The sequence below is a fragment of the Labrys sp. (in: a-proteobacteria) genome, assembly GCF_047605565.1.
Lineage (GTDB): Bacteria > Pseudomonadota > Alphaproteobacteria > Rhizobiales > Labraceae > Labrys > Labrys neptuniae.
In genome coordinates this window covers 103766-118022 of sequence record NZ_JASGFM010000004.1, presented here as the reverse complement: position 1 = coordinate 118022, position 14257 = coordinate 103766, and the positions used below count along the sequence as shown (strand labels likewise).

Sequence of the window (14257 nt, the reverse complement as noted above, 5' to 3'; positions counted from 1 at the left end):
AGTATGCGGCGGTTTCCGACGGTGCGGGACTGGCAGCCCAGGTCTGATTTCAAGATCGCCCCTGGTCGCTCAGTCAGAACCGCAACTCGGTTGGGGGATTTGAGATGACCGAACAGACAGCACAACAATTCAATTCAGATATTCCAACATTCAGCATTGCCGAACTGGATCAGGACACGCACGCCCTGTTCCGCAAATTTCGACCGGAAACCCCCTTCATCCGACGGGACGACGGGCCGCTCTTCGTCCTGCGCGCCAAGGACGTCGTCAGCCTCACCACCGACGAGCGCACCCGCCAGATCGAAACCGAACTCCTGCAATTGAGGGGTGTCACCTCCGGACCTCTGTTCGACTTCTACGACAAATGCATGCTGCTTTCGAATGGGGCTGCCCATAGGCGGCGGCGCGGCCCGATGGCGCGAACCTTCGCCTTCAAGATGGTTGCCGAGGTCCGCCCCAAGGTGAGGGCGATGGCAGAAAAACTGATCGACCAGCATTACGAGGCTGGCGGGATGGACCTGTTCGAGGACTATTCGGCGATCATTCCGGCCCATACCGTCGCCGCCATTCTTGGGATGCCGGAGGCCGACATTCCGAAATTCGCGGATTGGATCTATGTCATCGCGCGCAGCCTGGGCACGTCCTGGACGGAAAAGGACATCCCCGAGCTCGAGGATGCCTGCCGGCAGATGACGGATTACATGTATGAGCTGGTCGCGGAACGCCGCCAGAACCCGCGCGGCGATTTCCTGTCCGACTATATCGCCGCCATCGACGAGAATCCGGAGATGACGCCGCTCGAGGCGATCATGCAGATCATCATCGTGGTGCTGGGCGGCAGCGATACCACGCGGGCCTCGATGGCGATCCAGATTGCCCTTCTGCTCGAGCATCGCGACCAGTGGCAAGCCGTGTGCGACGATCCCAGCCTCATTCCCGGAGCGGTTTCCGAGGCCCTGCGATTCGAACCCTCGGTCGCGTCGCTGCCGCGGCTAGTGCTGGAGGAGATCGAGATCGGTGGTCACACATTGGCGCCGGGATCGCTGCTGATGCTCTCCACCATGTCGGCCTTGCGCGATCCCGATGTGTTCGGCGAGCCGGATCGATTCGACATCAGGCGGACGGATCATACACGCTGGCACTATGTCTTCGGCGGCGGCGCCCATCGCTGTCTGGGTGAAGCCCTGGCAAAGGCGGAGCTGGAAGAAGGGTTGGCAGCGCTCGTCAGCCGTATTCCTCAAGCCAGGCTCGTCGGCAAGCTGAAAGTCGAAGGTCATGGCGGCATTCGCAGTGCCGAGGACCTGCGCCTGGAATGGTCGCGTTGAGCCATTTGTGAGTCGCGCCGGTGAAGCTGATTCCCTGTGGGCGCCGGCGCGGCAACTCTTTAACGCATGGGGCAAGGCCAACCCTGTCCCCTGATTGTGATCGCCTGTCGGAGAACCCATAGCAATATGATGCGGTTGCTTGAAAAGCACTGCAATCTCAATGGCGTGGGCGGAACAGGCTCCGAGGTGTCCGCTCGCCTGCAATCGGCGCCGTTCCCGGATTTTGTCCAAATTGAGTCCAGCTCTTAAGGCGTTGTTTACCCCAATAGAGGCTTAATCACCCCATCTTCTTCTCAAGCGTGGGTGTGAGCGTCCTATGCGTTTTCCGATCGAATTGATCCGTTCGCGCCACTTGTCGCGCGTCGCCGTGATCGCCCTGGTGGCTGGCCTCGCAGCAAGCTGCAGCGACACATCGAGGTTCGCCCAGAACCCCTTTTCCAATCCGTTCACCTCGAGTGACAACCAGTTGGCCTATGCCCAGCCGCAGCCTTCCAAGGCGAGGCCGCGCTACGACAACTCCGGCTATGCCGTCAACACCGTGCCGGCGGCGGGTGTGGTCGCCTCGCAGCCGCTGCCTCCGGTCGGTGCCGTGGCACAGCGCAGCGCGCCTTCCACGCAATATCGTCTGGCGCGCGGCGAGCAGCCGATCGTAACCGGCGCGATCTCCACGCCTGCACCGCAGATCGGCGGCTTCAGAGCGGGGGGGTGGACCGCCACGGGCGGAACGCCGGTTACGGCCGCTGCCGGAGAGACCATCAACACGCTCTCCAACCGCTACGGTGTGCCTTCCGACGCGATCATGAAGGTCAACGGGCTGACCTCCCGTTCGCTGGCGCCCGGGCAGCAGGTTATCATCCCTGTCTACAATGCGGCCCAGAATGGCAATGGCGCAGTGACGACAGTTGCCGCTACCGCCGACCAGCCTTATCCGGGCGACGTGCCCGAGACGTCACGCGGCAGCGTCGGCGAGGTCAAGGTTCGCCCTGTTGCGACCACGCCGGCCGCCGGTGCGAAGCCGAGGCCGGCTCTCGTCGCTGCTGCTTCCGGCATTCACGTCGTCAAGCCAGGCGAGACGTTGACCTCGATCGCCAAGGCCTATGGCACGACGCGCCCCCGCCTTGCCAAGGAAAACGGCATCGATGAATGGATGAGCGTCAAGATCGGCCAGAAGCTGGTCGTGCGCGGTACGGCCCATGCCGCGGCGGCGGTGCCGGCACCGGCTGCCGAGGCTGTCGACAACCGCCCGCCGCGTGACGTGCCGGTCGCCGCCGCCGTTCAACCGAGGCCTGTGGCTGCTCCCAAGCCGGTGCAGGCGGCGCGTGCCGCAGCTCCGGTGCCGGTGAAGACCGCCAAGACGCAGAAGTCGATTGCCGCCGAGGCGATGCAGGTTGCAGCCCCGCATGGGCAGGCCGTCAAGACTGCCACCGTCAAGCCGGTGACGGTCAAGCCGGTTCAGACGGCGAAGGTCGCTCCGGTCGACGCCAAGGCCAAGCCCGCTCAGGTCGCGGCCGCCAAGCCGATCGATCCGACCAAGGCGAACAAGCTCAAGGCTGAGAAGCTGGCTGCTGCCAAGCAGAAGGTGCCGGCCAGCAAGCCTGCGCAGGTGGCGGCTGCCAAGCCGGTCAAGCCTGCCGAAGTCAGCCAGCCTGCGCCGGTTGCAACCGGGACGATCTCGCCCTCCGCGAGCCTGCCCCAGCAGGCTGCTCCCGCCGCGGAACTGCCGAAGGATGCCAATGCCGCTGCGTCGGGTAACCCTGAGTTCCGCTGGCCGGTGAAGGGGCGCATCATCCAGAACTTCGGGCGCAACAGCGACGGCATCAATATCTCGGTGCCGGAAGGCACCGAGGTGAAGGCCGCCGAGGATGGTGTCGTCGCCTATGCCGGCAACGAATTGAAGGGCTATGGCAACCTGATCCTGATCCGCCACGCCAATGGCTATGTCACGGCTTACGGCCATGCCAAGGATCTCGACGTCAAGAAAGGCGAAACCGTCCGGCGCGGTCAGACCATCGCGACCGCAGGCCAGACAGGCAACGTGACCTCGCCGCAGGTGCTGTTCGAAGTACGCAAGGGTGCCGCGCCGGTCGATCCGACCCGCTATCTCTCAGGCACCTGATACCGAAATCTGCTTCTCCGCGAGACCCCGAAGCAGCTCGAGTGGCCCGGCAGCGATGTCCGGGCCACTTTTCATTGAGCCGACGGAACAGGTCAGCTCAACGCCTTGCCCAGGCGGCCGGCAAGATCCTGCACATATTGCCAGGCCGTGCGGCCCGAGCGGGCGCCGCGGGTCGTCGCCCACTCCAGCGCCTCGGCCCGCATGGTGTCACGATCGAGGTCGAGGCCGAAATGATCGGCATAGCCATAGACCATGTCGAGGTAATCGTCCTGGCTGCAGCGATGGAAGCCGAGCCACAGGCCGAAACGATCGGAGAGCGACACCTTTTCTTCCACGGCCTCGCCGGGATTGATCGCGGTCGATCGCTCATTGTCGATCATGTCCCGAGGCATCAGGTGACGCCGGTTCGAGGTCGCGTAGAAGATGAGATTGTCCGGGCGTCCCTCGACGCCGCCTTCCAGCGCTGCCTTGAGCGACTTGTAGGAGGTGTCGTCGCTGTCGAAAGAAAGATCGTCGCAGAACACGATGAAGCGATAGGGGGCCTTGCGGGTGAGATTCATCAATTCGGGAAGGCTGTCGATGTCCTCGCGGTGAATCTCGATCAGCTTCAGGATGCCACCGACCTTGGCGTTGATATCGGCATGGGAGGCCTTCACCAGCGACGACTTGCCCATGCCGCGGGCGCCCCAGAGCAGGGCGTTGTTGGCAGGCAAGCCGCGTGCGAAGCGCTCGGTGTTGTCGACCAGGAGATCGCGCACCAGGTCGATGCCCTTGAGCAGCGGCATGGCGACCCTGTTCACCTTGGGCACGGGCTGCAGATATTTCTCGCCGGCCTGCCAGATGAAAGCCTCGGCGGCGTCGAAGTCGGCCTTGATGGCGGCGGGGGGCGCCAACCGCTCCAGGGCGTCGGCGATACGGGCGAGCAAGTGCGGCAATTCTCGGGATGAAAAGTCAGTCATGGCAACCAGATGAGATGAACGTGAGTAAGCCCATCGTCTCTAACGCGCCGGCGGGGCGCTGAAAAGCGGCGGCATGCCGCGCCTGCCTCCAAGTGCGCGACAATGCCTTGTGCGAAAACCCGGGCGGATCTCGGCAGAACGATGCCGTTGCAAGGCCGGTGCCTGTTCGCTGCCACTTTTAGGACGGGGATGCGATTGAGGATAGGGGATGCGATTCCCTGGCCGCCCCCCAGCAGCGCCTGGTCAAATCGGTGATGCCGGAATGGACGGTTTCCCACACCGTTGGCCATGAATTTTTCGTCATGTGCTGAGCGAAAGTGGCGTTCTGTTTGCTTTCGGTGGCTGGTTCACTATATTCCGCGCGAATTCGCGGCCGGGCTGTCCCGGCCGCTTCTCTTGAGAGGCGATCCCATGTTCACGACACCAGCCTTTGCCCAGGCAGCCCAGGGCGGCGGCGACCTGTTCTCCAGTCTCGGCGGTACGCTGCTGCTGCCGATCGCGATGTTCGTGATCTTCTACTTCCTGCTGATCCGTCCGCAGCAGCGCAAGGCGAAGGAACAGGCCGCTCTGCTCAAGGGAATCCGTCGTGGCGACACCATCGTGATGTCGGGTGGCATGATCGGCAAAGTCACCAAGGCGGTCGAAGGCGAGTCCGAGATCGAGGCCGAGATTGCCGAAGGCGTTCGCGTGAAAGTCATCCGCGAGATGGTGGCCAGTGTCCGCTCCAAGACCGAGCCGGTGAAGAAGTCCGAGGCGGCCTGAGGCCTTTTGGGGTAATTCCCCTCTTTGGCTTCGATCACAAGACACGATAAGAGACTCAGGATAGGGTCGGCGGGGTTCTTCATCTCCCGACTGTCCTGAGAATAGCCTGTCAAGGCTCGGAATTGCTCCGCTATGCTGCACTTTTCTCCCGCCAAGACGGCTTCGGTCCTTCTTACCTTGCTGATCGGCCTATGGCTGGCCGCACCCAATCTGATGCCGGCCAACTGGGTCAAGGCCATGCCGTCCTGGCTGCCGCACAAGACGCTGACGCTCGGGCTCGATCTCCAGGGCGGTTCCTACTTCCTGCTCGAGATCGACAAGAATGCGGTGATCAAGGAACAGGTCGCCAGCCTGCGTTCGCAGGCGCGCCAGATCCTGAACGACAACAAGATCCGCAGCCAGGCCGCTCTGCAGGGGCGCGGCATCCTGGTGACGCTGCCCAACCCGGCCGATACCGAAAAGGCCGTCCAGCTGCTGCAGGTGCTGGGCAATCCGGCCGACGGCAATCTCTTCGGCACCGGCAACCGCACCGCGACCATCGCCTCCTCGACGCCGGGGCAGGTCAGCGTGGCATTGACCGATGAAGGCCTGCGCGACCGCATGACCCGCATCGTCCAGCGTTCGGTGGAGATCGTCGGCAACCGCGTCAACCAGACCGGCGTGGTCGAGCCGATCATCCAGCGCCAGGGCGAAGATCGCATCGTGGTGCAGCTGCCGGGTCTGGATGATCCGGATCGTTTCAAGAATCTGCTGGGCCAGACGGCCAAGCTCGAATTCCGCCTGGTCGATCTGAGCATGCCCGTCGATCAGGCCATGCGGACCCGCCCGCCTGTCGGTTCCACGGTCCTGCCATCGTCGGATGGCGGCCAGAACTATCTGATCGAAGACCAGGTGATGGTTGCCGGCGACGAACTGACCGACGCCCAGGCGAGCTTCGACCAGAACACGCGTGAGCCGGTCGTTTCCTTCCGCTTCAACACCAATGGCGCACGCCAGTTCGGCCGTGTCACCACCGAGAATGTCAACAAGCCCTTCGCCATCGTGCTCGACGGCAAGGTCCTGTCGGCGCCGGTCATTCGTGAGCCGATCACCGGCGGCTCGGGCCAGATCTCGGGTAATTTCACCACACAGCAGGCGCAGGATCTGGCGCTGCTGCTGCGCTCGGGTGCCTTGCCCGCGCCCATGACGGTGATCCAGGAACAGACGGTCGGCCCGGGCCTCGGCCAGGCCGCCATTCGCGCCGGTGAGATGGCCGCCCTGGTCGGCTCGATCCTGGTCATCGGGTTCATGATCGCCAGCTATGGCCTGTTCGGCATCATCGCCTCCGTCGCCGTGGCGCTCAATGTTGGCATGATCTTCGGCATCCTGTCCCTGCTCGGCGCGACGCTGACCCTGCCGGGTATTGCCGGCATCGTGCTGACGGTCGGCATCGCCGTCGACTCCAACGTGCTGATCTATGAGCGCATACGCGAGGAAGTGCGGGCCGGACGAACCGTGCTGATGTCGCTCGATGCCGGCTTTGCCCGGGCGCTGGCGACCATCCTGGATTCCAACATCACCACCTTCATTGCCGCCGCCGTGCTGTATTTCGTCGGCACAGGCGCCGTGAAGGGCTTCGCGGTGACGCTGGGGATCGGCATCATCACGACGGTGTTCACCGCCTTCACGGTCACGCGCCTGTTGGTTTCCTGGTGGTATCGCGGGGTCAAGCCTCGTTCCATCCCGATTTGATAGATTGATGGAGTGAGCGCGGTGCGCCATCTTCGCATTGTTCCCGACAATACCAGTTTCGGCTTCATCCGGTTCCGGCGTATCAGCTTTCCGATTTCGGCCGTGTTGTCGATTCTGGCTCTGGTGCTTTTCTTCACCCACGGCCTGAACTACGGCATCGATTTCAAGGGCGGCATCGCCCTTGGCGTCACGGCCCAATCGGGGCAGGCCGATGTGCAGGCCATTCGCGACAAGCTGGCGCCGCTTGGGCTGGGCGAGATCCAGATCCAGAGTTTTGGCGACAAGGGACAGGTGCTCATGCGCATCGCCCTCCAGCCGGGCGGTGATGCCGAGCAGAATGCGGTTGCCGAGAAGGTCAAGCAGACGCTGGCGCCCGACTATATCTCCGGCAAGGACGACCAGATCCAGATCATCGGTCCGAGCGTTTCGCAGGAACTGGTGACGGTCGGTACCGTCGGCATCTTCGTCGCCATTCTGGGTATTCTGATCTATTTGTGGTTCCGCTTCGACTGGCAGTTCGCCGTAGGCGCCATGATCGCCAACGTCCATGATATCGTGCTGACCATCGGCTTCATGTCGGTGACGCAGATCGATTTCGACCTCACCAGCGTCGCCGCGCTGCTGACCATCCTCGGCTATTCGCTCAACGATACCGTGGTGATCTATGACCGTATTCGCGAGCTCCTGCGCAAATACAAGAAGAAGCCGATGGATGAGCTCCTGGACGAGTCGATCAACGCCACGTTGTCGCGCTCTGTGATCACCCACGTCACCGTGGCACTGGCCTTGCTGGCCCTGCTTCTGTTCGGGGGGCACGCCATTCACAGCTTCACCGCCACCATGCTGTTCGGCGTCGTGCTGGTCGGTACCTACACCTCGATCTTCATTGCCTCGCCCGTCCTGATCTATCTGGGCCTGCGTCCGGGCAGCCATGAGACGGCAGGCGGCGACAAGCCGGAGTAAGCTGCCATGACCGGAGGCGAACGCCGCTTCCTGCCGCGCGTGGCGCCGATCGATGCCTATGGCACCGGCGGCTTCCGCTTTGCGGAGATGTCGCATCGCGGTTCGCTTCTGTGCCTGCCCTCCGGCATGCATGCCTGGCCGGTGACGAGTGCAGCGGAGTTGTCGGCAAAGGCGTTCGAACCAGTCTTCGCCGAAGCCGATGCCATCGAGATCCTGCTCGTCGGCACCGGCCCCGACGTCGTCTTTTTCCCCGAGGCATTGCGCTGGCGTTTCCGCGATCTCAAGATCGTCGTCGATGCGATGCCGACCGGTGCGGCGACCCGCACCTGGAACGTCCTGCTCGCCGAGGATCGTCGCGTCGCCGCCGCCCTGATCGCCGTACCATGAGCGCCGATCGCCCGGCCAATGCCCTGGCCAATTCCAATATCAGCATGAGCAACGAAGCCTATTGCGCGAGCCTGCTGCGCGAACATGACCGCAATCGCTGGCTTGCCAATCTGTTCGCGCCGGCCGAGCACAGGCGCGCCCTCAATGCGCTTTACGCCTTCAACAGCGAAATCGAGCGCGTGAGGGACATGGTGTCGGAGCCTCTGCCGGGCGAGGTCCGCCTGCAATGGTGGCGGGACCTGCTGGAGGGGCAGGCGAGGGGGCAGATATCCGGACACCCGGTTGCCTCCGAACTTCTGGCCGCGATCGATCGCTACCATCTGCCGGCCTCGGCGCTCGTAACCCTGATCGACGCCCACACGCACGACCTCTATGACGATCTGCTGCAGAGCATCACCGATCTGGAAGGCTATTGCGGCGAGACCTATTCCAGCCTTTTCCGTATGGCCGGCCTCATCCTTGCCGATGGCGGTGACCCCGGCAGTGCCGATCTTGCCGGGCATGCCGGCGTGGCCTATGGCATAGCCTGCCTGATGAAGCAGGCCGCCCGGCATGCGGCCAGGGGGCAGATCTTCGTGCCGGCCGATCTCGTGCTGAAGCATGGAACGGCTCGCGAGGACCTGCTGAGCGGCCGCAACACCGGCGAGATGCGGGCCATGTTTGCCGAGCTTGCCGGGGTAGCGCTGCAACATCTGGGCACGTCGGAGCAATTGCTGTCTGCCGCCCCCAGTGCGATTGCGCCCGCCTATGTCGGTCTTGCGCTGGTCGGCCCCTTGCTCAGGCGTATGACACGGCCGGGGTTTGACTGGTTTCGCCAAGAGGCCGGCCTGCCGCAATGGCGCAGTCAATGGCATCTATGGCGTTTTTCACGCAGGCTGCGCTAGCTCGGAATAGGGCTGCCTCGGACTATTTCGGTTTGGCAGCCTGGGCCAGCGCCTTCTCCAGGTCTTCACGCTCCTCGCAGCCACCGGGGCAGAGCTTGACCAGGGCTGCGAGATTTTGCTGGGCCTTGGGAAGGTCGCCATTCTCGATAAAGAGTTCGCCCTGATATTCCAGAGTCCCCTTGTGATTGGGATCGATGGCGAGCGCCTTCTCGTAGAAGGTTTGGGCGGTCTTGCGGTCACCGCTCTTGCGCAGGCTGAATCCGAGCAGATTGTAGACGTCGGGGTCTTTCGATCCGCTATCGGCCAAGGGTTGGAGAGCCGCTATGGCGGCCTTGTAGTCCTCGGCCTTGATCTGGGTTCGGATAGAGGCGAGATCGGGCGTCGCGGCGGCGGGGGTGTCGGACGAAGTGTCGGCAGCCAGGGCCGGGCCTGCAACGAGGAGCAGGGTCAGGACGGATGCGAGGCCATGGAGGCGGAGCATTGCAGGATCCTGTTTGCTGATGGCGAAGCGGGATTACGAACGTCGTCGATCGGACCTTGGTCCCGCCATGATGCGGACAGGGCGGGAACCGAGAGCAGGCTACATCGTTATCGAACCCGTGCCCATCCCGCTTCTTGTCCCGGGACGGCAATCGCCTGAAGCAAATGGCCGCTAGGCCGGGAGTTGTTCGCCGGCCGTCGCGTTCTTCCAGCCCTCCAGGGCTTCCAATGCCCTGGCGCTCACCGCCCTCTTCTTGGCAAGGGTCTTTTCGCTGCCGCGCAGGCGTTTTCCACCTTCCCCCTTGGGAGAGATCTCCAAAGGAGGGAACAAGCCGAAATTGACGTTCATCGGCTGGAAGGAGCGCGGTCCCGCCTCTTCGCTGACGAGGTGACCACCGGTGATGTGGTTGAGCAGGGCGCCGAGCGCCGTGGTGGGCGGCGGTGCCGTTACCGGCTGGCCCAGGCGTTCGGCGGCGGCGAAGCGGCCCGTCATCAGGCCGACGCTCGCGCTCTCGATGTAGCCTTCGCATCCGGTGATCTGGCCGGCAAACCGCAGGCGTGGCTGCGTCTTCAAACGCAGCGTCGAGTCCAGCAATACCGGCGAGTTCAGATAGGTGTTGCGATGCAGCCCGCCCAGACGGGCAAATTCAGCATTCTCGAGCCCCGGAATCATGCGGAAGACCCGAACCTGCTCGGCATATTTCAGCTTCGTCTGGAAGCCGACCATATTGTAGAGCGTGCCGAGTGCATTGTCTTGCCGCAACTGCACGATGGCATGTGGCTTGACCTCGGGATTGCGCGGATTGGTTAGGCCGACCGGCTTCAGCGGCCCGAAGCGCAGGGTTTCGCGACCGCGTTCGGCCATGATCTCGATGGGCAGGCAGCCATCGAAATAGGGCGTACCCTCGAATTCCTTGAAGCCTGTCTTGTCGCCGGCAAGAACGGCGTCGAGAAAGGCTTCATACTCCTCCTTGCTGAGGGGGCAGTTGATATAGTCGGCACCGGTGCCACCCGGGCCCGGCTTGTCGTAGCGCGACTGATACCAGGCGATGTCCATGTTGATGGATTCGCGATGCACGATCGGCGCAATCGCATCGAAGAAGGCGAGCGACGTCTCACCGGTCAAGGTCGCGATCGCATCGGCAAGAGGCTTGGAGGTGAGGGGACCTGTGGCCACGATGACATTGTCCCAATCCGCAGGCGGCAGGCCGTCGACATGTTCGCGGCGGATCTCGATCAACGGATGCGATGTCAGTCGTTCCGTCACAGCAGCCGAGAAACCGTCCCGATCCACCGCGAGGGCTCCGCCCGCCGGAACCTTGTGGCTGTCGGCGCAGGCCATGATCACCGAATCCAGCCGCCGCATTTCCTCGTGGAGCAAGCCGACCGCGTTGGTCTCGGCGTCATCGGAGCGGAAGGAGTTGGAGCAGACAAGCTCGGCAAAGTCCGTGGTCTTGTGGACCTCGGTCGGCTGAACTGGCCGCATTTCGTGCACGATGACGGGAACGCCTGCCCGGGCAATCTGCCAGGCGGCTTCGGAACCGGCGAGGCCGCCGCCGATGATATGAATGGGATCGATGGTCATGCCCGGCTTTTAGACCATCAGGGCCAGCTATTGAAGCGTTGACCCAACAAAAAGCCGCCCTGAAAGGGCGGCTATGTGGCACTCGGCCCTGGTCCTGCAAGGCGGTGCCTACGACTTTTCGCTTAGGCTCGACATTGTCGCTGCCCGATCGCCTGTCGGCATACCACCAACCGGCAAAAGCGATACGACTTTCCACTGCAAAAGGCGGACGCGCGGATGGATCGTCGAAACTGTACCAATGAGCCGTGCAGCCCATTGGTCATTACCTGCAAGGTTAGGCGCGGGCGGCCTGACGCGCGATTGCGCGAACGTCGGCAGGGTTGATACCGATGTCGGCCAGATCGCGTCCGTTCAAGCGCCTGAGCTCGGCCAGCGTCTCGCGCTCACGGCGCCAGATGCGGACACGTTCGATCAAAGCTGCGAACAACATGATAAGGTTCCTCTTCTGCGAGCTTGCGTTGAAGCGAATTCCTCAACGCCGCTCACATTCCCTATATGCCGTTTTTCCCTCGAATGAGGTAGATGCTGCGCTGCACAACAATCATGCAATTTGTGCATACCGCAATGCCGCCATCGTTAGAAAACTGTCAAGAATGGCCAGAGTTGCCTCATTGTGATGCGTGATGTGCATATCTTGTGGCGTTTTGGCGCCTATAACCCTTCAGGGCTGCATATCAGAGACGAAGAGGCGGTATCCGTTCGAGTACCACCTGACGCAGCCGATCATACCGCTCGGTGCACTCAGCAGGGGTCAGAACTAATTTCGCGCCCAAGAATGCCGGCCGAGGCTTAATCGGCGTTACCCCACCAGTAGTACCGCCATACACCAAAGTTGGACTTGGCTTCCCAAGGAGAAGGCGTGCTATAGGGGGCTCGAAAAATAAGAATAAGAAATAGCCTGCATCGTATTTGATTGCGAATTTCCGAAATTGTTTTTCAATATAAAATTTCAATAAATTAGAAGATCGACACATAATATTTTTCAATTGGAGTGATGTTCTTTTTTTTATTGGGTCCTGAGCTTACGTGACGCCGAAGCGCGCCAAACCCTTGGAAGGTTAGCGGGAGACTGGAGCAATGACGACGAACGGTTCGGGAGATGGCTCGGGGATACGAGCCCGAAAATATCTGCTGGTTGCACGGATCGGGCCGAAGAGTCTTCACGCAAAGTGGCTGGCCCCTGGTGTGGATAGACTTTATGACGTTTTCCTCAGCAGCTACGATGCGGGCTTGCCCGTTGTTCGCGGAGATGGCGTTTATTTCGAATACCGATCTGGCAAAAAAGTCGCGGGATATGACGGGTTCTTGCGCGAGCACGCGGAGTTTATTGGTCGATATAAGTATATATTCTTTCTCGACGAGGACATTGATGCGTCCCCGACTTCTATAAATGGAATTTTTTCTCGTTGCGACCAGTATGATCTCAAGATCGCTCAACCGGCGCTGACATGGGATAGCTATTTCACCTATGCCTGCCTGCTTCGGCAGGGGCGATATGTCCTGCGCTATCTCAATTTCGTGGAGATGATGTGCCCGGTCTTCCGGCATGACGTTCTCGAGCGGATCGCGCCGCTATATGCCCTGGGTTATGAAAGCGGCATTGACCTGATCTGGTGCAATCTCGTCGCCGAGGGCTCCCGCGACTTTGCCGTGATCGACGAATTCCCGGTCCGGCATACCGAGCCGGTCGGCGGCAATAAGAGTGCCAACGGTTTTGCCGACGGGCGCCTCTATGAGGACGATATCCACGCCATTCTTGGGCTATTTCGCCTGCCCTGGCTGCGGGCCACGCCATTCTCGGCCGTTGGCCGGTCAGGACGTGAGACGAAGGGCCGAACAAGCCTGCTGCTATGGGCCCTGATCCTGCTTGCGGCAGCACCGCTGCGCAGACCGGTAGCAGGGCGCCTGCGCGCTATTCTGGTTCATTGGCGCCATTTGTGGCTGGGAGCCGCCGGCAATATCCCTACAAAATTTCCCGCTGGCATTGCCGGGAGATCGGCTGGCGCCGGTGTACGCGCCACCCGAAGGCCGATGGAAATGACAGGGCGGCACATGCCAATGCCGGGAGCACTGCCGGTTCCTTCGCTTCGTTCAGGGTTGAGACGGCAGGCCAACCGGCGCGAAACCATATCTGCCGAAAGTGGCCTGACCTTCCGGCGAGAGGATCGCTAGCATCAGCGCCACGGCAGCGGCATTGTCGGCATGCGCCAGGGCCAAGCCATATTCGGGGCCGGTCTCATAGGCTTCGGGCACCTGGATCACTTCCAGGTTCGGCGTAGCCGCCTTGCGCTGCGCCGCGCCGCTGCAATAGCCCATCATCACGTTGATCTGGCCGCTCTTGAAGCCGTCGGCAATCGGATCCTGCCCGGCGGGAACAGGAGCGGTCGAGCCACCAACGATCTTCTGGGCTTTGGCATCCAGCTTGGCGAAGGCTCCCGGGTTTCGCTTGTCGATCAACTGGAACATGGCCCAGGTGTAGTCACCGCCGGGATCGGCCTTGGGCGTGGAGGTGCCGAGCTTCACGGCAGGATCGAGCAGGCGCTCGGCAAAGTTGGAGCCGGCGAGTTTGGCTTCCGGCAGGGCGAAAGCGCAAAGCCGGTTGCGGGTGAACATGACGACGGCGCTCGCCCGGCCATCCTTCTGCAATTTGAGGGGACTGGCCATGTCCGCCGAGGCCAGGATGTCGACCTTGTCGCCCTGCTCGATCTTTTCCCGCATCAGGCCCGAAGGACCGAAGTCCGTATGCACCTTGATGCCGCTCTTCTTGCTGAAATCCTGGGCGATGTCGGTCAGCACCGCACGCAGGCTGCCGGCGCCATAGAGCACCACCTCGTCGGCCCGGGCAGCGGCACTGCCGAGGACCAGACTAGCGGCGAGCAGGATCCTGAACATTTGCTTCTCCCGGAAACGGAGCGGTCGCGCCGACTCGCTATATATGAATGGCTATAGCGTTAACCGGCGAAACACTCGTTTGGCAATGGGAGATCGGGCCGCGCCTGGAAAGCGCGACCCGGGGCGCGGAATCCCCCCGGCTCTTGGCTCCGCATGTCCGCGGGAAGCTGGAA

Annotated in this window: 13 protein-coding genes; 8 read left to right on the top strand and 5 right to left on the bottom strand. The window is 62.1% G+C overall.

Going from position 1 to position 14257, the window contains the following annotated elements; all coding sequences use genetic code 11:
- The first annotated feature begins 104 nt into the window (after positions 1-104).
- Positions 105-1325 (top strand): cytochrome P450, encoded by a 1221-nt coding sequence (locus tag QM672_RS06005; protein WP_415081264.1) that lies wholly within the window; start codon positions 105-107, stop codon positions 1323-1325.
- 316 nt (positions 1326-1641) lie between these two features.
- A complete protein-coding gene (locus QM672_RS06000; protein WP_415081262.1) occupies positions 1642-3441 on the top strand; it encodes a peptidoglycan DD-metalloendopeptidase family protein in 1800 nt (599 codons plus the stop codon).
- A 92-nt stretch (positions 3442-3533) separates the two neighbouring features.
- Here QM672_RS06000 and QM672_RS05995 read toward each other — a convergent pair whose 3' ends face one another.
- Positions 3534-4400 carry an ATP-binding protein gene (locus tag QM672_RS05995; RefSeq protein WP_311935977.1) on the bottom strand — a complete coding sequence of 289 codons (867 nt, stop codon included), beginning with the start codon at positions 4398-4400 and terminating at the stop codon, positions 3534-3536.
- 411 nt (positions 4401-4811) lie between these two features.
- Between QM672_RS05995 and yajC the strand changes: the two genes are divergently transcribed.
- The 5 genes from yajC to QM672_RS05970 all read left to right on the top strand — a co-directional run bounded on the left by yajC (position 4812) and on the right by QM672_RS05970 (position 9127).
- Positions 4812-5162, top strand: a complete 351-nt coding sequence (yajC, locus tag QM672_RS05990) for a preprotein translocase subunit YajC (RefSeq protein WP_311935980.1) — start codon at positions 4812-4814, stop codon at positions 5160-5162.
- A 132-nt stretch (positions 5163-5294) separates the two neighbouring features.
- Positions 5295-6893 (top strand): protein translocase subunit SecD, encoded by a 1599-nt coding sequence (gene secD, locus QM672_RS05985; protein WP_311935983.1) that lies wholly within the window; start codon positions 5295-5297, stop codon positions 6891-6893.
- Between the two features lie 21 nt (positions 6894-6914).
- A complete protein-coding gene (gene secF, locus QM672_RS05980; RefSeq protein ID WP_311935986.1) occupies positions 6915-7856 on the top strand; it encodes a protein translocase subunit SecF in 942 nt (313 codons plus the stop codon).
- Between the two features lie 6 nt (positions 7857-7862).
- A complete protein-coding gene (locus tag QM672_RS05975; RefSeq protein ID WP_311935989.1) occupies positions 7863-8243 on the top strand; it encodes an Mth938-like domain-containing protein in 381 nt (126 codons plus the stop codon).
- Complete coding sequence (locus QM672_RS05970; RefSeq protein WP_311935994.1) at positions 8240-9127, top strand: phytoene/squalene synthase family protein; 888 nt, start codon at positions 8240-8242, stop codon at positions 9125-9127. The genes QM672_RS05975 and QM672_RS05970 overlap by 4 nt, the downstream gene beginning before the upstream one ends.
- A 22-nt stretch (positions 9128-9149) precedes the next feature.
- On the opposite strand, the gene QM672_RS05965 is transcribed toward QM672_RS05970, so the two are convergent.
- The 3 genes from QM672_RS05965 to QM672_RS05955 form a co-directional block, all read right to left on the bottom strand.
- Positions 9150-9608 carry a tetratricopeptide repeat protein gene (locus QM672_RS05965; protein WP_311935997.1) on the bottom strand — a complete coding sequence of 153 codons (459 nt, stop codon included), beginning with the start codon at positions 9606-9608 and terminating at the stop codon, positions 9150-9152.
- A gap of 171 nt (positions 9609-9779) precedes the next feature.
- Positions 9780-11192, bottom strand: coding sequence for a methylenetetrahydrofolate--tRNA-(uracil(54)-C(5))-methyltransferase (FADH(2)-oxidizing) TrmFO (gene trmFO, locus QM672_RS05960; RefSeq protein ID WP_415081257.1), 1413 nt, complete (start codon positions 11190-11192; stop codon positions 9780-9782).
- Positions 11193-11466: 274 nt separating this feature from the next.
- Positions 11467-11622: a DUF1127 domain-containing protein gene (locus QM672_RS05955; RefSeq protein ID WP_082979542.1), complete on the bottom strand. Its 156-nt coding sequence runs from the start codon at positions 11620-11622 to the stop codon at positions 11467-11469.
- A 647-nt stretch (positions 11623-12269) separates the two neighbouring features.
- Here QM672_RS05955 and QM672_RS05950 point away from each other — a divergent pair.
- Positions 12270-13364, top strand: a complete 1095-nt coding sequence (locus tag QM672_RS05950; RefSeq protein WP_415081255.1) for a hypothetical protein — start codon at positions 12270-12272, stop codon at positions 13362-13364.
- Here QM672_RS05950 and QM672_RS05945 read toward each other — a convergent pair.
- A complete protein-coding gene (locus QM672_RS05945) occupies positions 13284-14084 on the bottom strand; it encodes an extracellular solute-binding protein (RefSeq protein WP_394308867.1) in 801 nt (266 codons plus the stop codon). The two genes, QM672_RS05950 and QM672_RS05945, sit on opposite strands and share 81 nt — an antisense overlap.
- Positions 14085-14257 lie beyond the last annotated feature (173 nt).